This is a genomic window from uncultured Algibacter sp. (genome assembly GCF_947490405.1).
Classification (GTDB): Bacteria; Bacteroidota; Bacteroidia; order Flavobacteriales; family Flavobacteriaceae; genus Algibacter_B.
On the sequence record NZ_CANLGU010000001.1, the window covers coordinates 280,755 to 301,989 of the forward strand.

The 21,235-nt window shown below is 32.2% G+C and carries 10 protein-coding genes; all 10 read right to left on the reverse strand.

Annotation, left to right across the window (positions count from 1 at the left end; translation table 11 throughout):
* Positions 1-3: 3 nt before the first annotated feature.
* The 10 genes from Q0772_RS00960 to Q0772_RS01005 all read right to left on the reverse strand — a co-directional run bounded on the left by Q0772_RS00960 (position 4) and on the right by Q0772_RS01005 (position 21,185).
* Complete coding sequence (locus tag Q0772_RS00960; RefSeq protein WP_298338940.1) at positions 4-1,566, reverse strand: RagB/SusD family nutrient uptake outer membrane protein; 1,563 nt, start codon at positions 1,564-1,566, stop codon at positions 4-6.
* Between the two features lie 15 nt (positions 1,567-1,581).
* Positions 1,582-4,758 (reverse strand): SusC/RagA family TonB-linked outer membrane protein, encoded by a 3,177-nt coding sequence (locus tag Q0772_RS00965; protein WP_298338942.1) that lies wholly within the window; start codon positions 4,756-4,758, stop codon positions 1,582-1,584.
* Positions 4,759-5,183: 425 nt separating this feature from the next.
* Complete coding sequence (locus Q0772_RS00970) at positions 5,184-7,580, reverse strand: glycoside hydrolase family 2 TIM barrel-domain containing protein (RefSeq protein WP_298338944.1); 2,397 nt, start codon at positions 7,578-7,580, stop codon at positions 5,184-5,186.
* Between the two features lie 107 nt (positions 7,581-7,687).
* Entirely contained in the window at positions 7,688-8,878 is a 1,191-nt protein-coding gene (locus Q0772_RS00975; protein ID WP_298338948.1) for a glycoside hydrolase family 88 protein, read from the reverse strand.
* 20 nt (positions 8,879-8,898) lie between these two features.
* Positions 8,899-10,461, reverse strand: a complete 1,563-nt coding sequence (locus Q0772_RS00980) for a RagB/SusD family nutrient uptake outer membrane protein (RefSeq protein WP_298338951.1) — start codon at positions 10,459-10,461, stop codon at positions 8,899-8,901.
* 15 nt (positions 10,462-10,476) lie between these two features.
* Positions 10,477-13,533: a TonB-dependent receptor gene (locus Q0772_RS00985; protein ID WP_298338955.1), complete on the reverse strand. Its 3,057-nt coding sequence runs from the start codon at positions 13,531-13,533 to the stop codon at positions 10,477-10,479.
* Positions 13,534-14,011: 478 nt separating this feature from the next.
* The gene (locus tag Q0772_RS00990; RefSeq protein WP_298338958.1) at positions 14,012-18,040 is read right to left on the reverse strand and encodes a two-component regulator propeller domain-containing protein; all 4,029 of its coding nucleotides are present in this window, start codon (positions 18,038-18,040) and stop codon (positions 14,012-14,014) included.
* 370 nt (positions 18,041-18,410) lie between these two features.
* Positions 18,411-19,715, reverse strand: coding sequence for a TRAP transporter large permease (locus tag Q0772_RS00995; RefSeq protein WP_298338961.1), 1,305 nt, complete (start codon positions 19,713-19,715; stop codon positions 18,411-18,413).
* A gap of 2 nt (positions 19,716-19,717) precedes the next feature.
* Entirely contained in the window at positions 19,718-20,209 is a 492-nt protein-coding gene (locus Q0772_RS01000; protein WP_298338964.1) for a TRAP transporter small permease, read from the reverse strand.
* Between the two features lie 4 nt (positions 20,210-20,213).
* Positions 20,214-21,185 carry a TRAP transporter substrate-binding protein gene (locus Q0772_RS01005; RefSeq protein WP_298338967.1) on the reverse strand — a complete coding sequence of 324 codons (972 nt, stop codon included), beginning with the start codon at positions 21,183-21,185 and terminating at the stop codon, positions 20,214-20,216.
* Between the last annotated feature and the right edge of the window lie 50 nt (positions 21,186-21,235).

A 21,235-nucleotide genomic window follows, 5' to 3' on the forward strand; every position in this document is an offset into this window, starting at 1 on the left:
ATTTTATCTCCAGCCTGGATTTTGCTCTAACAGATCATTCTCATTAAGATGATCTATAAAAATAGGCCACACTATTTGGTTTTCAGCAAATGGCTCAACAGCTCCCTCTTCTCTATTTTGTAGAATAGGTGTCATAACTTCAATAGCTCTATCATTTCTTACTAAATCCCACCAGCGCTTAGCTTCACCAAATAATTCAAATTGTCTTTCGTCTAATAAAAAGTCTAACTGATCATCAAAAGTAGTTCCAAAATCTGCTTCAGAAGCTAAAGGTAATTGCCTTGCTGCTCTTATTTCATTTATCAGTTCTAAACATCTACTTGGGTTATTTAGTTTTAATTCTGCTTCTCCTAATAATAAAAGCATATCAGATAAACGGTATACTGGTATATTAGTATCATCCATGTTAGGATCTAAACCAGATCTATTCTTAATCCACTTTAAACACCTTGCAATTCCGATATCAGTTGATCCAGGACCATCTTCATACTCATCCCCATTTCTTGTTATAAAGTGTCTCCAATCACCATAAATAGGCTCAATGTAAGTTGTATCTGGCTCTTCCACTAATCTTGTAAATACAGGATCAGTATCTGGATATTTAGTAGCCCAACTTAATGAATCTAGAGGAAATCTTCTAATCCATTTTATTTCTGTATCTACAGAGATAACACTTACTGCTGCTCCTGCATTATAAGCTCTAGCCAACCCTGAAGTATTTGCATCAGAATAAGCAAGAGAGAATATTAGTTCAGTACCTGATTGCACTTTACCTCTTCCTTCTGGAGCCAAGTCATTTTCTATTTGATTGTAAAATAAATCTTCCCACGCTTGAGGCGTTCTTACTAAGCTATATGTACCAAGTGCTAATAAATTTTCAATTGCACCTTTAGCTAATTGCTCTTCGTTTTCCCACATATAAACTTCAGCCTGTAATGCATAAACCCCTCCTTTAGAGAAGGTTACTTCAGAATCCAAAGATGTAATTAACTCATCAGCTTTCAGCATATCAGGAATAACTATGTTTTCAATAACGCTAGCATAAGGTTCTTGCGGACGAAATGCTTCAGAAATTGTAGCTATAGGAGCAACAAACACAGGGATATTTTCCCAAACACGTGCTATATCAAAATAAACCTTGGCTCTAATGGCATGAGCTTGACCAAGTATATTAGCATCAAGACCATCTACATTATCTGCCGCTATTATTATTCTATTTACTGCGTCAATGGTTCTATATAGGTTTTGCCACCTTAAGTAACCTTCACCAGGATCAATTGTACTGTTATGTAAAGAGCTTCTGGAAGCATTCGAACCTCGTGGATCAAAATTATCTGATCTAAACTCCCCGGTGTTAATAGCAAATTGGCTATATGCTTGCGAAAATATACCGTAAGCACCATCTAGGGCCAACTGTAATTCATCATTATCTCTGTAAAATCCTTCAGGAGAAATATCACTAACAGGAATTTCATCAACAAAATCATCACAGGAATACACCATTCCTATAGATACAAAAAGTATAAATCCTACTTTTAGCTTTTTTATTATATTATTTATATTCATAACTATTATTTTTTTTTAAAATTGTGCCCTTAAAGTTAATATAAATTCTCTATCGTTAGGGTATCTTAAAGTATCTTCACTTGGTGTAAGAGGGTTGCCTCTAGAACCAAACTCTGGATTATAACCAATATAGTTAGTCCATGTTAAAAGATTATTAATTGCAAGATTGAAACTCAAATTACTTAAACCAAGATCAAGTGATTCTAGTATATCCTTTGGGAATTTATAACCTATACGTACATATCTCCATTTGATAAAACTACCATCAGAAACAAAACTACTATTAGAAGTACTACCTGAAAAATCAAATCTATTTTGATTTCTAGCACCTCCAGGTTCTAAAGTTGGCCACTGAGCTATATCCCCTTGATTTCTCCACGCATTTTCAAGTCTATCTGGAGATACTGTTAATACAGAAGCTCTTAAACTATTTCTATCATGATCATAACGTCTTGTGATATCATTACCAAAACTATAATCAAATGAAGTACTAAAAGTCCAATTTTTGTATCTAATATCATGATTAAAACCTCCAAAAACAGTAGCTAGACCATTTCCTAAAATTTGTTCATCATCACTATCTATAAAACCATCATTGTTAATATCATCCCAAATATAATCTCCACCTCGTAAAACATTTCTACTAGATCTGTGCGTTAATTGCCTTACTTCAGCATCTGCTGGGTATAGTTCTCCATTTTGTCTGTTATAGCTACCTAGGAAAAATCCGTTGGCATCAAAATTAGGAAGTAATCTATCTCCTTCAGGTGTATAAGCATTGGACTCATCATATTGATACACACCAAAGTTTTTATAGCCCCAAATATTTCCAATAGGCTCCCCTTCTTGTGTTATAAATCGTCCTGTTCGGATAGGGGTATCTAATTCTAGAACTTCGTTCTCTAAAATACCTATATTGAATCCAGCTCGCCATGAAAAATCTTTAGTTTTAATAATGGTACCATCAATACTAATATCAATACCCTTATTTTGTATAACCCCTCTATTTTCCCTAACATTTGCAAAACCAGACTCTTCAGGTATTTCAGAATTAACAAGAAGACCATCTGTAGTTTTTTCCCAAAAATCTAAAGATAGATTCAAACGTCTTCCTTTGAATAAACTTAATTCTAGACCTATATTTTTAGACTCTGACTCTTCCCATTGTATATTCTCGTTTCCTAAGGTTAGTGGAATAAAACCTCCTCTAGCACTAGGCCCCAAAGTTGTTGCGAAGCTATATGGTGTAATCCTATCATTACCCGTGATACCCCAAGTCGCTTTAATAAGTAAATTTTTTATTAAATTACTTCCTTTTAAGAAATTCTCATTACTTACTCTCCAACCTAAGTTTCCAGAAGGGAAATATCCATATTTATTACCCTCACCAAAATTTGAAGAACCATCTCTACGAATTGTAGCTCCTATTAAATATTTATTTGCGTAGTCATAATTAAAACCACCGAATAACGAAAATATCCCTGTTGTAACAATTTGAGTTCTATCACCCCCATCTCTATCTATGACTACTGTATTGTTTTGTTCTGGATTAGCAGGATCTATAGCAAGATCGTTAAGTGCATTATTCCAAGTTTGAATCAAATCATTATTAAATTCAGCTAAATATCTAAAATTGTCGACTTTTCTTCTTTGCAACTGCATTCCTGCAAAGGCAGAAATTTCATGATCTCCAAATGACTGTAGATAATTTAATGTATTATCCTGTTGGATTTGATATGTAAGTGTTTGTCTTTGATCACCTCTATTTATACCATTATTGAAGTTTCTAGGATCAAGAATAGCAGGTACAAAATTATCTCTTCTGTCTAAAAAGAAATCAACACCTAAAGTTGATCTAACAAATAAATTAGGTGTAAAGTTAAACTGAACATAATTAAAAACATTACCTCTATACCTATGTCTATCATTTTTTCTAATAGTAGCGTTTTGGATTGGATTTAAACTAAACTTATTTGGCGAACCTGGAGTAAAAGACCCATCTGGCTCAAACAATGGCAAATACGCAACTCTATTCAAAAGGTGCCCAAGTACTGGACCAGTACTTATGCTGTTGGTATACTCGTACGACAGATTAATTAAAGTACCTAACTTAAATTTCTTATTTGGTGTAACGTCTACTTTTAAACGTGTATTAATTCTTTTATGTTCACTATTTATGATAAGTCCTTCTTCATTGAAAAAGCCAGTATTCCAATAAAATTGAAATTTTTCAGAACCTCCACTTAGTGCTACATTAGTTTGATGCCTAACAGCTGGCCTTGTAACTAGTTTTTGTATATCAAAAGAATTTCTTGCAACCAGACTTAATGAATCTCTTCCAGCACCAACTCCCCATCTAGTATTCTGAAGCCTTTCTTGTTCAAATCTTTGATTAGCATTAGAAGCTGGTAAATCACCCACAAGTGTATTAACACCTGTAACAGTAGTAATACTTAAATTGATTTTACCAACTTTACCTGATTTTGTTTTAATAATTACAACCCCATTACCAGCCTGCGCACCATAAATTGCTGCAGTTGCACCATCTTTTAAGACCTCTAATGATTCAATATCATTAGGATCTATATTGTCAATATTAAAAGTCTGTTGACCATCAACAACATATAAAGGCCCAGTTGCTCCTGCGGTTAATGTAGAAACACCACGTATTTTAATATCGAAACCTTCACCTGGCCCGTTATTTGTTAAAACCTGTACACCTGATAACTTACCTTGAATACCTTGAAGTGCATCAATAGGTGCAGCTTTCTGAATCTCTTCAGCTTTAATGGTCTCTACAGCACCCAGAATTTTCTCCCTTTTCACTGCTTGAAATCCAATAATTACAATTTCGTCTAAGCCTTCTATATCTTCTTCTAAGGTTACTGTAATAGAACTCTTATTCTCTACAGACACTTCTTGAGTTTGATACCCAAGATAAGAAAACACTAAAGTTTTTGCTCCTGAGGTTAACTGTAAAGAAAAATTACCATCAAAATCGGTAACTGCTCCTTTATTTGTTCCTTTCTGAACGACATTCACACCAGGGAGAGGCAATCCATTTGGATCAGAAACCGTTCCCGATACCCTTTCTTGAGCTTGCACGTTAATAGCTGTAAAACTGGAAAAAACCAGAGCTATTATTAATGCTAATCCAGAAACAGAGCATTTTTTCATAAATTTTTGTTTCATTTTGAGTTTTAGTTTTAACATATTATAGTTTAATTTAGTAAAATGACTTTTAGAGTAAGCACTCATGTAAAGCCATAATAATATGGTAACAATTTTACTAACAATCTTCAAGGAAAGTATCCTGTTCTATCCTGATGTTGACAATATATTGTACAATTTAACGTATTTGCAATGAAAACTAACTCTGAAGTAAATGAGTCATTCTATAATAAAAAGCTCTTTTTTTAGACTATTTCAAAATTCAATAATATTAAAACTAACTCGTACAACTACTTCGCTTAAAGTAACTATGTACAAGTTCCTAATTAATGGTAAGTTGAAACCTAGATTAGAAAACTTTAATCGATCCAATCTTTAACTTTAATTATTTACTATGTAATTTCACATGAGACTCTGATTATTGCGAATGCATTACATACAGTATCTTAATCAATATTTAAGTAAGTTCCTTTAAAATTTTGGTTAAGAACCATAACTTGTAGTTGTTTATTTTCAGAAAACTTTTTCACTTCAATTGATGCTTGCCCATTCGCCATTTCTATTATCTCACTCCCCGTTGGTGTACCTTGACTTATCAAAGCTTGTCCACCATTTAAGCATTGAAAGTAAACACGTGCTTCATAATCTAAACATCGTAATCCCTTATCGTCAATTGCTGTGGCTGTAATTAAATAATTGTTATTCTCTAATTTTTTATAATTCAATTTAATATCTCTTGCTTTACCATTTTTTGTAAACCTATAGTTCACCTTCAACTCATCTTTTACTTTACTCCCATCTTTAGCAATCCCAATAGAAGTTAAAACATTTTCCCCTTGCTGGAAATTCAAACTCCAATTCAATCCAGCTGCTGGAAAATCTTTAGTATTTCTTTTTTTAACACCTAGGCTCTTTCCATTTAAAAGAAGCTCAACTTCAGGACAATTACTATAAACACTTACATCTCTGGGTTTTTCTTTAGGACCTTGTCGATCTGTCCAAGTATGTGATTCAATGTAAGTAAATGGTTCATCACTCCAGTAACTTTTAAATACATAAAATGCATCTTTGGGTTTCCCAGTTCTATCTACTAGTCCTTTTTGATTCATGTAAGGGATGGCATTTTCAGGACGTAAAGGTGTACCAAAATCTTTAAATGCCCATTGTACGTTTCCTACAAAAGTGGAATCATTCTCAGAAATGCGTAAGTGCCAATCAAATAAATCTACAATGTAGTTCTCACTCCAATCTCCTATTTGAGCAATATTAGCAACGTCAGTTTGAACTATAGCTTCTTCCCATCCATCAGATTGAATTTTACCTTCTCCTGTTATTGGGTTTTCGGTATGTCTTCCTACATGACTGGAACCACCATATTCCGCATGTAAAAAATGTGGGTATTCTGCTTTATATTGATCTATCGCTTTTTGATAACTCTTATAACTCCCTGAATACCATCCAGACCATATGGATGGTGAAAACACATCAACAATATCTGCACCTTCATAATACTTTCTTATCGCTGTTTTTCTAGAGGGATCTAGTTCGTGAGCATAATCATTTAATTCTTTTAAAAACTCATTTATTTTGGTTCTATCATCACCATTTTCAAAATCTGGCAACCAATAAATTTCATTACCTAAAGACCATAAAATAATGCTAGGATGGTTAAAGTTTTGAGTTATAATCTCTTTCAACATATTTTTAGTATTGGCTTTCCAGGTATTGTTACCTAAACCGCCTCGACACCATGGTAATTCATCCCACACTAAAAGTCCTAACTCATCACATGCTTTATAAACTTCTGGGTCTTGTGGATAATGTGCTAAACGCACAAAATTTGCCCCCATCCCTTTTATAAGTTCCATATCAGCTCTATGCTGTATGTTAGACATTGCTGCGCCTACACCAGCATGCTCTTCGTGCCTATGAGTTCCTCTAAGCAGTAAACGCTCACCATTTAAGTAAAAAGCTCCATGATCTTTAAACTCAAACCATCTAAATCCCATTTTTTTTGACAGTTTATCTATTAGAACCTCATTATCAACTAATTCTAAATCAAGGGTGTACAGATTTGGATCTGATGTGTGCCAAAGTTGAGGATTTTTAATATTCGTGAATATAATTTTTGATGTATTATTAACAATATTGAATTTTGAAGTAGTAACCACTTCTCCTTTTGGGCTTAATAGTGAAGCTTTAATTTTTAAGTCTTTACTTCCATCTAGATTATTTACAACGACTTTAGCTTGAAGTTGTGCATTTTCCTTTGATACTTGCGGTGTTGTAATTTGTAAATTAGATAAATTTTGGAATGGCATTGATTCTAACCAAACATCTCTAGTGATACCTCCAAAAATGAAAAAATCACTTTTTTGAGATGGTATTACTTCTGGATTATAACTATTATCAACCCTAACCAATATTTCATTTTTTCCATTTGAAATAACATCAGTAATGTCAACTCTAAAACCTAAATATCCCCCTGTATGAGCTCCAACCTTTTTCTTATTTACATAGACTTCACTTTCAATATTTACTCCTTCAAAATACAGTACATATTTTTGATTTTTAAAAATTGCTTTTATATTAATTTCCTTTTTATACCAACTTGCACTTCTTCTGTATCCTGGTGTAACGTCTGTAGCATCTAATGCATTCCAAGTATGTGGTAAATTAACACTTACCCAACCACTTTGTGACAAAGCATCATCAACTGAACTTGTATTATCTTCTAGATAAGCCCAATTTTCATTAATGCTTATTTGAGTTCTCTCTAGGTTAATATCTGCATTTGTATTGCAGGAAATAAAAATTAAACTTACCCATACAAGGCATATCATTTTATGCATAAACTTCGGTACTTTATAGAAATAAAAAACTCTGAGCTATTATTACTTTAAAGATATAATAGACAACAGAAAGTATTTTCTTTTATATTTTAAATTGATTAATTAGTATTTAAACTCTGCAACCTTAAGAGTGTTTGTAAGAAGTAATAATCACCGTATACGATAGGCTCATCCATTTCATCGCGCTTGGACCAATCGCCAAAACTATGGTTCAAAACAAAAGGTGCTTCTATACTTTCTGGTAATATATAGTTTTTATTTTTTATACTATACACTACTTTTTTACTGTAATTTATATATGCTTCATTTTTTGTATACTTATATAACTCAACTAAACCAGAAGCTACAATTGCTCCGGCTGATACATCTCGAGAAATGTTGGGAATATCTGGATGACTAAAATCCCAATAAGGGATACCATCTTCAGGTAAATTTTTATGATTAATAAAGTAATTGGCTGTTGCTATTGCTCTATCTAAATATGCTTTATCTTTTGTATACCTATACACCATGGTGTAACCGTTTATTGCCCAACCTTGTCCTCTTGCCCAAGCTGAATCATCACTTATGCCCTGATGTGTTACACGGCCTCTAACCTGTCCTGAAATAGTATCATAATCCAATACGTGCCAAGTGCTGCCATCTGGTCTAAAATGATTTTTCAAAGTAGTATTAGCATGATTCACTGCTATGTTATGATAGGTACTATCTCCAGAAATTTTAGTAGCCTCAAACAGTAACTCCAAATTCATCATATTATCAATAATGACTGGAAACTGCCATTTATCCTTATTAAAATCCCAAGAACGAATACTTTTAATATGAGGATTATACCTTGTAATTAATGTATTAGCACTTGTTATAATAATATCTTTGTATGTTTGGTTATCTCCCTCTATATCAAGTCCATTACCAAAACTACAAAAGACCTTGAAGCCCATATCATGAGTTTTTCCATTAAACTTTTCTTTTTCTATAAAAGCAGTCCATTGTTTAGCGCGTTGCTTAAAAGCTTTATTCCCTGTTAGCTTATAGATTTGCCATAGGTTACCAGCAAAAAAACCACTTGTCCAATCTTTAGAAGGGACTTTTTTTATTTGTTTCTTTTCTAGGGAATAACTTCTTGGGAAGGCTGTAGAATCTATGTTATAGCTTAGGAGCTTATTGTATCTCTCGTTCAATAAAGTTTCAATATTTTTTTCACTATCTACTACTTTATTTTTATCCTCAGATTTACATGAAATACACGTAAATCCAAGGATAATAAATAAAAAACTAACTCTAAACATAAAAAACAATGCTTATTATATTAGTATCCAGGGTTTTGCGGCTCTAAGTTAGGGTTTCTTGCAAGCTCATCTGCAGGTAGAGGAAATAAATAATCTTGATTAGGATCAAAATTTGGCTTTTCTCCTTCTAAACCAGATGCATTAAATACTTCAGCTCCCATTCTTCTTCTAGCTATGTCATACCATCTTTTGAATTCAAAAGCAAGTTCCCATTTACGTTCTTCTAAAACCATATCTCTAAAATCATCTTGTGATAATCCTGAAACATCTTCAGGAAAAAGTCCAGAAGTAACACCATTACTATTTCTTGCTCTTGCTCTTACTCTATTTACATACCCTTCTGCTTCTGATGAACCAGGAGATGTCTCATTTAAAGCTTCTGCTGCAATTAGTAATACTTCGGCATAACGCATCATCATGTAGTTGGTTTCTGAACCTCTACCATTCCCTGTAGCGAAATTCCCAATAGATCTTGTGTATTTTGCAATATGAGGTCTATTTACTCCTCTTCCTCTTCCACTTTCTTTGAAGACAGTAAAATCTCTTAATTCCTCTGTTACCACTTCAGTTACTGGATCTGTAATTCTAAAAACACCTGTAGTATCTAAACTAACAGCTTTTCTATAATCACGTCCATCCCATCTGTTATATACTTCTAAAGAAGGAACACCTACAGACCATCCACCTCCAAGACCATACTGTTGATCATCTCTAAGACCTGTTAAAGCTGCTTGGTAGTCTCTACCATCATCTCCATTACTGGCTCCTATAAAATCTAAAACAAATATTGGTTCTTGTGAACTATCGCTTTTCGTAGCATCAAATAAATCTTGAAAATCTGCCTCTAATCCTAACTCATAAACACCTTCGTTATCAATAACACCTTTAGCCTCTGCATAAGCATTTGGATAATCTCCTAAGGTTAAATGAACTAAAGCTAAATAAGAATGAGCAGCAGATTTTGCGGGAATAGATCTTGCAGCTTGTGTATCTGGTAACCAAGTTTTTGCAAACTCTAAATCAGCAATAATATTGGCATACACCTCTGATGCAGGAGTTTTACTTATAGAACCTGCAACATCTACATCTGTAACCACATCGCTTATATAAGGAATATCTCCAAATTGTCTTACCAAATGAAAATACGCAAATGCTCTTGCAAAATAAGCCTGAGCTACAATAGGGTTTTTAATACTTTCATTAGCGTCTACCAATTCAGCCCCTGCAATGGCTTGATTAGCTGCAGCAATCATTTGGTAAACTCTTAGCCAATATCCATCAATCATCCCATTATCATTTGGCACATTGAAAATATCATGTTCAATTCTTCTAGTTGATGTTGTAGGATCACCTATAGCAACCATATCGCCTCTTAACAATAAAGTTAGTGACATCTTTCTGCCCCAAAAATCTTCATGTGTCATGTGGCCAAATGCGGCATTTGCAGCTGTCTGAATATCTTTTGGGGTATTAAAGAATCCGTCGGGAGATAATAATCCTATTGGTTCTTCCTCTAAATCTGAGCACCCTACTATTATTGACATACTAGCCAATAAGAATAAAAATTTATACAATGTTTTCATAATCTTTTTTTTTATTTAGAAACTTAAATTTACACTAAAATTAACAGATTTTAAAGTTGGGTAATTACCAAAATCAAATCCATTCGTTGTATTACTAGCAGAACTATCTTGACCTACTACACCAAAGCTCACTTCAGGATCTAAACCAGAATAGCTAGTAAAGGTTAATAAGTTTTGAGCACTAATAGCAAACCTCATACTACTTATCCCTAATTTATCAATTACCTCAGAAGGAAAATTATAACCTAATGCTATATTTTTTAATCTTAAGTAACTACCATCTTCAACAAAACGAGATGAAATTTGTTTCCCTCTAAGTGTTGCACGAGGTATATTAGTATCCGTATTAGTAGGTGTCCAAGCATTTAACACATCTGTAGTGGCGTTTGAATCTCCATTAAACAATTGTACAGCTGTTAAATTCATGATATCCCCTCCTTGAGAACCTTGAAAAAAGATATTTAAATCAAAATTTTTGTACGTAAAGTTATTTGTGATACCATAAGTAAAATCTGGATTAGGATCACCTATAATTTGTTGATCATCAGTGGTAATATCTCCACTATTATCAAGATCAGCAAACAATTGATCTCCTGCTTGCGCGTTTGGAAGTAAAGCTGTTCCTGCTGGTAAATCTCCTCCTTGATATACTCCTTTATAGTCATATCCCCAAAAAACACCTACTGCTTCGCCTTCTCTTAAGATATGTGTACGAGGTATGTTAAAATAGCCCGGAGAAGCATCTTGGAAAATATCATTACCATTAAGTAAAGTTATAAATTCATTTTTATTAGTTGCCCAATTAAAATCTGTTGTCCAAGTGAAGTTTTCGTTACTTATATTCCTAGTATTCAAGTTAATCTCAAAACCTTTATTATTTACTTCACCAACATTTCTTAAACTAGCTGCGGTTAAAAAACCTAAAAATTGTGGCTGACTAGTATCTTCAATAATTAAATCTTTAGTATCAATATTATAATAATCTAATGATAGTGATACTTTGTTATTGAACAAACCTAAATCTAAACCTATGTTTGTTTGATAAGATGATTCCCATTTCAAATTAGGATTTGCAACTTGACCTGGAGAAACATTTATTACAGTACTTCCATTTATTGGAGTGAAAACTGAGCCAAAACGTGCTAATGATTGGTAAGCCGCAATAGCCTGATTACCTGTAACACCATAACTAGCTCTCAACTTTAAGTTTGAAATTTTGTCATGATCTTTTAAGAAATTTTCATTTGATAATTTCCACCCAATTGCTCCTGATGGGAAAATTGCATATTTTTCATTTTCAGCAAAATTTGATGCTCCGTCACGTCTCACTGTAGCTGTTAATAAGAATCTATCGTCAAAATCATAATTTAATCTTCCAAATTGAGACTGAATCTCAGTTTCTGAAAAAGACGATGTAGGTATTAATTGTACCGCACCAGACTGTAAATTAAAAAATGAGAAAGAATCTGAAGTAAAGCCTGTTGCTCCAGCTGAAAATCTTTCAGTAGCTGTTTTTTGATATGAGTACCCTGCTAATGCTGTAAGCTTGCCTTTACCAATTTCTTTGGTATATGTTAAATAGTTCTCACTTAAAATTGTTGTTCTCTTATAGTTTTCTATTGTTGCTCTTCCTCCCGTACCATCTCCAGCTGTAATTACTAACGTAGATGGCCTAAACACACCAGCTGTACCGTTTTCAGTACTATAACCAAAGGTTGTTTTAAAATCTAAACCATCTATTATATCATAATTAGCGTATAAATTAGCTCTATAATTATCAACTTTAGTTTCATTTACACCTTCTGTAGCTACTGCAAAAGGATTATCAACATTATCCCCTACAGAGTTAATTGTATTTATTTCATTTGCGTCTTGTATAGGTTGATCTGGTGCAAATCTGAAAGTTAGAGAAACAACATCATCTCCACCTCCATTGGCCGTTTCACCTGTTGATTGTGTTGGCACACCATCTTTATTACCTCGACTACCAAACAAATTAACACCCAATTTTAATTTATCAGTCACCTGAGCTTCAAGATTAGACAAAAAAGTTAATCGTTCAAATTCTGAATTAATAATTACACCATCTTGCTTAAAATAATTTGCTGAGGCATAAAAATTGACCTTATCCGTACCACCTGAGAATGAAAACTGATGGTTTTGAGTACTACCTGTTCTATATAAAAGATCTTGCCAATCAGTATTTGCAGATCCCTGAGGGTATGTAGCGTTAGGATTGAAAGGGTCAGAGGTATTTACCGCTATAGTAGTTTGATATGCAGCAAATTGATCTGCATTCAATAAGTCTAGTTCATTTGACGTATTTTGCACAGAATAGTTAGTATTAAGTTCAACTTTTAATGCACCACTTCTACCTTTTTTTGTAGTTACCAATACAACACCATTTGATCCTCTAGAACCATATATAGCAGTAGCAGAAGCATCTTTCAAAATTTCCATGGATTGTATATCATTTGGCTGCGGAAAAGTAGCTCCAACAAAACCATCAACAACTATTAAAGGAGCACTGCTAGCTTCGATAGACGTATTACCCCTAATTCGAATATTTATGGGAGCACCTGGCTCACCACCATTATTAGATTGAACAACAACACCTGCCGCTCGACCTTGAAGTGCTTGTGCTGCATCTAGCACAGGGAAAGCTGTAAGTTCATCAGACTTTACAGAAGACACAGCCCCTGTTAAATCACTTTTCTTTCTTGCACCATATCCTACAACAACAACTTCATCTAAAGCTGCCAAATCCTCCTCTAGAGTTATATCGAGCCTGTTAGAACTACCCACTTTGGCTTCTTTGCTAGTATAGCCTAAATAGCTAAATACTAGCACTACATCATCACCAGTAACGCTAAGAGAATAATTACCATCAAAATCTGTTGATGTACCTATTGAGGTTCCTTTAACTACAACATTAACCCCAGGTAGTGATGCACCATCTGCCTGTGAGGTTACAGTTCCTTGCACGGTTTTTTGTTGTGCACTAACATTTAGTACAAAACACAAACTTAATAACAGCAAGAATGTCTTTTTCAATTGCTTAGTTTTCTTCATTAGTTTAATTTTAAGTTAATCTTAGTTTAAATAGTTATAAGACCGAATACATCTATAGATTAAAGAGAAGGTATTCATGCCTGTATTATTGAATTTTGCTTATTCAGCATTATATTTTTTAAAAACTGGTTCACCAGTTTGGTTTACCAAATATACATAAATATTTAAAACATCAAAATGAAAGATGAATTTCTTCTAAATTTCTATGCTATAGATACTTGTTTTTATTATGCTTTTTTAAAAAGATTACTTATTATCATTTTTTTCAATTAGCGTTAACAAGTTAATGTCAAGTGAAATATATAATCATAAGGCTACATATAACAATTACTAACATTAGGATGATTTCTAAATATTTAGATTTTGATTTGATTTTTTTCATTATCTAAAACTAGAATAATTAGAACTTGTAGAAGTACAAAATGAGGAGTAAAAAAGTACAAGTAACTGAAAATCAATTGTTTATTTCGAATAAAACTTATTCAGTAAATTTAGAAGCATATTTAGAAGGTGTTTCCCCAAACTTTTTCTGAAAAGATTTACTGAAATATTTAGGGTCTTTATACCCTACTTTATAACTTATTTGAGATATATTAATTTTTCCCTGCTCTAACAGTTGAGCAGCCCGTTTCATTTTAAAATGTAAAATAAACTCATTTGGTGTAAAATTAGACCATGCTTTTATTTTGGTGAATAACATGGTTCTGCTAACACCTAACTCTGAACAAAAATAGGCAATATCAAAGTCTACATTATCTAAATTTTCATTAACAATTTTTAATGCTTTCTTATATAACTTTTCATCGTAAGAGGATACTAAAATATCCTCTGGTTTTAAACCATCATTAGACGTAAACTTTTCCCTTAACTTTTCTCTGGTTAGCAGCAAATTTTTCACCTTTAGTTTAAACTCATTTATATTAAAAGGTTTACTTATGTAATCATCAGCTCCTCGCTCTAAACCATCAATTTTATAAATTAAAGATGATCTTGATGTTAATAGTATAATTGGAATATGACTTGTTTTTAATTCTCCTTTAACTGCTGAACAAAGCTCAGTACCTGTCATCTCAGGCATAATAACATCACTAACTATTAAATCTGGATCTTCTTTCTTAGCCTTTTTTAATGCTACTTTTCCATTCTCTGCTTCAAGAACTTTATAATCGTTTTTTAAAAGATCCTTTATAAACTTTCTTAGGTCCTTGTTATCTTCAACCAATAAAACAGAAGCCTTTGTAGTTTTATTAACTAATTGAAGATCATCATCTATAATAGGAGTGTTTTCTTCTAATTGCTTTACATATTGAGAAAGATCATCACTAAACTTAAAATCTTTTAAAATTTCTGAATCATCCAAATGCCCATTACCCAACAATAATGTAACTGAAAAAATAGAACCTTGTTTATTATTATCTCTTACAGCTATTTCACCCTTATGTAATTCAACTATATTTTTTGCAATAGATAAACCAATACCTGTACCTTTATTATAACCCTTATCTGGCTTATTATTAGCAGCTACTTCAAAAAATCGGTCAAATATTTTTGTCTGATATTCCTTTGCTACACCTACACCAGAATCCTCTACATGAATTTTAATATCTTCTTGAGATTTTTCAACCCTAACGATAATATCACCTCCTTCTGGTGTATAACGAAATGCATTAGAAATTAGGTTATAAAATACTCGTTCAAGTTTATTACGATCGTAGTAGACTAAAATTTCATCTGCTTCAGATATGAACTCAAACTTATAATCTCCATTCTTGGCATATTCTGTAAAAGACAAGAAAATTTCTCTTAGGAATTTAATAATATTTCCTTCGGCTGCTTGGAGTTTATAGAGGTTACTTTCAAATTTCCTAAAATCCATCAATCGGTTTATCAAATGCAATAAATGACTTGCATTATTTTCGATCACCATAAGTTTTTTGTACATTTTACTACTACCTCTATAATCTTCTAGAATTTGATTTAGAGGTCCTAATATTAAGGCTAATGGTGTCCTAAATTCATGAGATATATTAGTAAAAAACTCTAGTTTGTTTTTATTAGCTTGCTTTGTCCTCTCTGTTTCAATATATTCTAATTGTAAGTCATGCTTTAGTTTTGTTCTTGACTTTAAAATCTTAAGAAGAAAATAGAGTGCTATCAAAATCAAAAGACCATAAAGTGTAAAAGCCCACCAAGTTCTCCATGGTGCAGGTGCCACATCTATAGATAATTTTGTAGCAGTAGTATTCCAAATGTTATCGTTATTGGCACCTTTTACCTCAAAAATATAATTACCAGGGTTTTGAATGGTATATGAAGCCAAATTATTAGTTGTTAAATTCCAATCTTTTTCTAAGCCTTTTAATCTGTACTTATATTTATTATTACTAGAATTTATAAAATTTGGGATAGAAAACGCAATACTAAAATTTCCTTGGGTATGTGATAAGCTAATAGATTCTGTATACGCTAGTTCTTCTTTAAAGCCGTCACTTTCCATGTCACTTTCACGAATAATAAAGTCAGTTAAAATAACCTGTGGTACATACTTATTTGTGGTTATTTTTTTTGGATTAAAATAAGTTACACCTTGTGGTCCTCCAAAATAGAACTGGTTTTGATGTGTTTTAAAACTAGCGTTGTTATTAAACTCATTACTTATTAAACCATCTGTTTGATTATATAGTTGTACTTTTTCATTCTTATAGTTATAATGTATTACTCCTTGATTTGTACTTATCCATAAATGATTTTTATATTCTTCAAGAACACTGTGAACAGCAGATATCTTCGTATTATTTAACTCTAAATTAATTGACTTAAATTTACTACCATCATACTTAAAGAGCCCTTTAGATTTAGTACCAACCCATAAATTTTTCAAGCTATCTTCATAAACACATAAAATATCATCACCATACTGAAGTTTTTCATCATAAAAAAAAGTAGATACTTTTTCGTCTTTATTAATCTTATTTAAACCTTTTTCAGTACCAACCCAAACATTATGTTTTGAATCGATACATATTGATCTAATTAAATTACTTGATATGGCATTAGCGTCATCAAAATCATAAAATCTTTTAAACTCTTTATTTTTAATGTTATATCTAAATATACCTTGACCAAATGAGCCTATCCAAACATTATTGAATGTATCATTTTTTATCGCATATACACCCGTATCTTCTAAATATTCTTTTAACTTTATAGGTATGCTTTTAGACTTAAACTTATTAGCATTCAAGTCATATACATCAAAGCCATTTTTAAAAGTTCCTATCCAAAGTTCACTTCCAATAATTTTAAGGGATTTTATGTTATTATCAGATAAATTAGAGTTGTTTTTAGAAATATATTTATACTTGTTCGCTCTTTGGTTCCATACATTTACACCTCCACCTTCAGTGCCAAAAAACATATCATTTTTATACTTTTCAATTGAACTAACTACGGTATAATTTAAACCTTTTCCGATTTGGTTTTGAGTGATATTACTAAAATTAGCATTAGTTTCATCCCAAATATTAACACCTCCGTAATATGTTCCTACCCAAACAGATCCTTTTTTATCTTTAAAGAGACATTTTACTGAATTTTTACTAAGCGAATTCTGTCTATCAATATCTGAATTTAAAGTTGTTATAGTCTTATCAGTATTAATAATCTTTAAACCATTATATGAACCTACCCATAAATTTTCATTATCATCAAAAAGTAATTGTCTTACATTATTAGTATTGAACGTGTTTAAATCTAAAAAATTAGTAAAATCTTCTTGTTCAAGATTGTAACTCAACACACTTTTATTTCGTGTTGCAACCAATAAATTTTCACCTAGGCCTTTAACTAAATCTTGGACAAAAAAAGTTTCACTTCCTTCTAATAGTTCAAAATTTAGCGTCTCTCTTAACCTTCCAACCTTATAAATTCCTGCTCCTGTTCCTACAAATATTTCACTATCAGAAATCTTTAAAATGGACATAACCTGTTTAGCTATTGGCTTACCAACAGTATTCAAATAATTATTAAATTTATTAGTTGTTTTGTTAAAAATGGCCAAACCTCCAGAAGTGCCTGCCCATACCTCTCCATTTGAAAATGTCTTTACTGTCCAAATTGTATTATTTACTAATGAAGTGTTTTTTTGAGTGTGAAAATAGCGTGTAAATTTATCAGTTTTTGGATTATACTTATTTAATCCATTATAAGTACCTATCCACAAAAAACCTTCTTCATCTTCTTCAATAGATAAGATATCGTTATTACTTATTGATTTAGAATCATCTTCTTTATTTCTGTAAATGGTAAATTTTGTTCCATCATATTTATTTAATCCATCTCGTGTTCCTATCCAGATTTGACCTAACTTATCTTGATGAATAGCAATTACAGCACTTTGAGAAAGTCCATCTAATGTTGTTAAATGAGAAAAGTTATAAGATGGTGTTTGACTAAAACAAACAGCACACAAGGAAAGATAAAGCAAGAGGGAGAAGCACCTAGACATTGAACAAAAATATGTTTTACAATCTAGTAAATATAAATAACAATACTTAGTTTACTACTCTCTGCACTAAAAAGATCATAATATACTTTTATAAAACAAGTTTTCTTCTTCTATATCAAAAACCATAAAATCGTGCTGTTATGCCTTGAATTATTGACTCTTTAATCCTCTCTTGACCAGATTTAGTATTAAACCATTTAGTATTATAGAAAGTCTTCTCTTCCTAATACTTTAGATATACACCTCCAGATTCACTTGTTCTGGTGGCTATTTTTCCATTAAATTTATTCATAACCTATTATAAACAAAAGCACAGTTAACTACATTATCTACAGATATTTCTAAAATGCTTGATGCATTATTCTTAAATCTATAAATCAAAAAGTCTTGGTAACCACATAGATATCTCTGGAATGTAAGTAATTAGAAATAGAACAATAACCATAATAAGCAAAAACGGAAGTAAAGGTTTGACGACCTGAGATACAGAAACTTTGGCTATACCACTACCCACAAAAAGGATAGTCCCAACTGGTGGTGTACATAAACCAATACATAAATTAAGTACTAACACAATACCAAAATGCACTGGATCCATGCCTAAAGCCACCACTACTGGCAAGAAAATAGGTGTAAATATTAATACTGCCGGTGTCATATCCATAAACGTTCCTATAATTAGCAATGTTAAATTAATCACTAAGAAAATAGCGAACTTACTGCTGAATTGTTCTAATAAAAAGTTACTCATTAATTCAGGAATACTTTCAAAAGAAAACAGCCAACTCATAGCCATAGATGTACAAATTAAAAACATAACAACCGCAGTTGTTTTAGCACTATTAAGTAATATGTTAGGAAAATTTTTAATAGTAACATCTCTGTATATTAATGCAAGTATAGCAGCATACAATACTGCAATTACTGAGGCCTCTGTAGCTGTAAAAATACCAGCAACAATTCCACCTACAACAATAACAAGCATTAATAGACTAAAAAATGCTTTTCTAAAATGATTCCATACTTCTTTTAAAGTAGCACGTTGTCCTCTTACAAATCTTCTTCTGATGGCTACAAAAACAATGTATCCTATAAGAGCCAAACCTAACAATATTCCGGGTAAATACCCTGCAATAAACAAAGCAGCTACAGATGCTGTGCCTCCACTAGCCAATGCATATACTATTAAAATATTACTTGGAGGGATTAACAACCCTGTTGTCGAAGATGTAATATTTACAGAAGCACTAAATTCCCTTGGGTAACCTTCTTCTTCCATTCTATCAGTCATAATACTCCCAATAGCAGATGTTGCTGCAATAGCACTTCCTGATATTGCTCCAAATAACATAGACGCTAAAACATTTACATATGCTAAACCGCCAGGTAAACTAGCCACTAAAGATTTTGCAAAGTTTATGAGCCTATTTGCTATACCTCCTTGTTTCATAATTTCACCTGCTAAAACAAAAAACGGAATAGCTAAAAGAGCAAAACTATCAATACCAGTAGTCATACGTTGTGCTATTGTTGTTAGCCCTGGTAACCTATCAATATTTAACAACAAACTTAATGTTGTAGAAATACCAATACTGTATGCCACTGGCACTTTAAGTAACAATAAAACAAAAAAACTAGCGAATAAAACGATAATACTTATGACTTCTATACTCATAATTAATCTGTTATTTGATTTTTAGAAATTTGTGACATGTGAATAATTGAAAACCACATGATTAAAAGCCCACTTATTGGTAAAATAGCGTATATATAACCTAAAGGTATACGCAGCGTTCCTGATAGTTGCCCCAAGTGTAATGTTGTATATACTAAATTAAAACCTCCAACAACCATTACGATTAATGCAAATAGAAAAATAAATATTTCAATAAGAATAGATACTTTCTTTTTTGTTTTGTCAGAAAATTTTCTGTAGAGAAAATCCATAGAAAGATGCTCTCGCTTAGCATTTAAATAAGCAGCCCCAAGAATAGACATCCAGATTAGCGAAAACCTAGCTAACTCTTCCGTCCATGAAAATGACGCTTTCAATACGTATCTAGAAAATACTTGGAATAACACATCAAAAACCAGAAGTGTGAATATGATAATTAAGAATACCTCCATAAACTTAACTACTTTACTAAAAATAGAATTAGATGTACTCATAATATTAATTAGATTTTATGTCTTTAACTAATTGGATAAGCTCTGGGTGATCTTTCTTAAATTCCTCTAAAACTGATTTAGATTGATCTGCAAACAGTGATTTTTCAGGAATTATAATTTCTACACCAGCTTCTTTGGCAATTTTCATACTTTCATCAACAGAAGATTTCCAAAATTGTTTTTGTGCTTGCGCAGATTCATTGGCAGCTTCTTGCACCCAAGTCTTTTCTTGATCTGATAATTTTTCCCATTGTTTTGTACCAATAAGCAAAACGTCTGGTACAGAAGAGTGTTCATCTAAAGTGTAATACTTACTTATTTCGTAATGATTAGAAGACACAAACGATGGTGGGTTGTTTTCAGCCCCATCAACAACACCTTGTTGAATAGCTGTATATAATTCGCCATAAGCCATTGGTGTAGCTGCTCCTCCTAAAGAATTCACCATATTAATGGCCATTTGATTGTTCATTACTCTAATCTTCAAGCCTTTCAAATCTTCAGGTGTTCTTACTGCTTTATTAGAAGTATAAAAGCTTCTACTACCAGCATCATAATAACACAAACCGCGAAGCCAAAACTTTTCCCCTTTTTCTAATATAGATTTACCAACAGGTCCTTCTAAAATATCAAACATATGAGCCTTATCTCTAAATAAATAAGGAATTCCAAGTACGTGATATTCTGGCACAAAGTTAGACAAGGTGGCCGCACTTACTTTGGTTATTGCCACACTACCTATTTGTAATAGTTCAAGTACCTCTCGCTCTGAACCTAATTGGGCATCAGGAAATATTTTAATAGTTAAATCGCCATTAGATTTTTGGTTTAATATCTTTTGAAATTCTACTATCCCCTTGTGTACAGGGTGTGTTTGTGGTAAAGTATGGGCTAAGTACAATACTTTTTCATCAGCATTTTGTTTACATGCAAATAAACTTATGCATAACATTATCAACAATAGTTTATTCTTCATACTAATTTTAGTTTAAAATTTATTGGTTTTAACAGGTTCAAAACAAATAT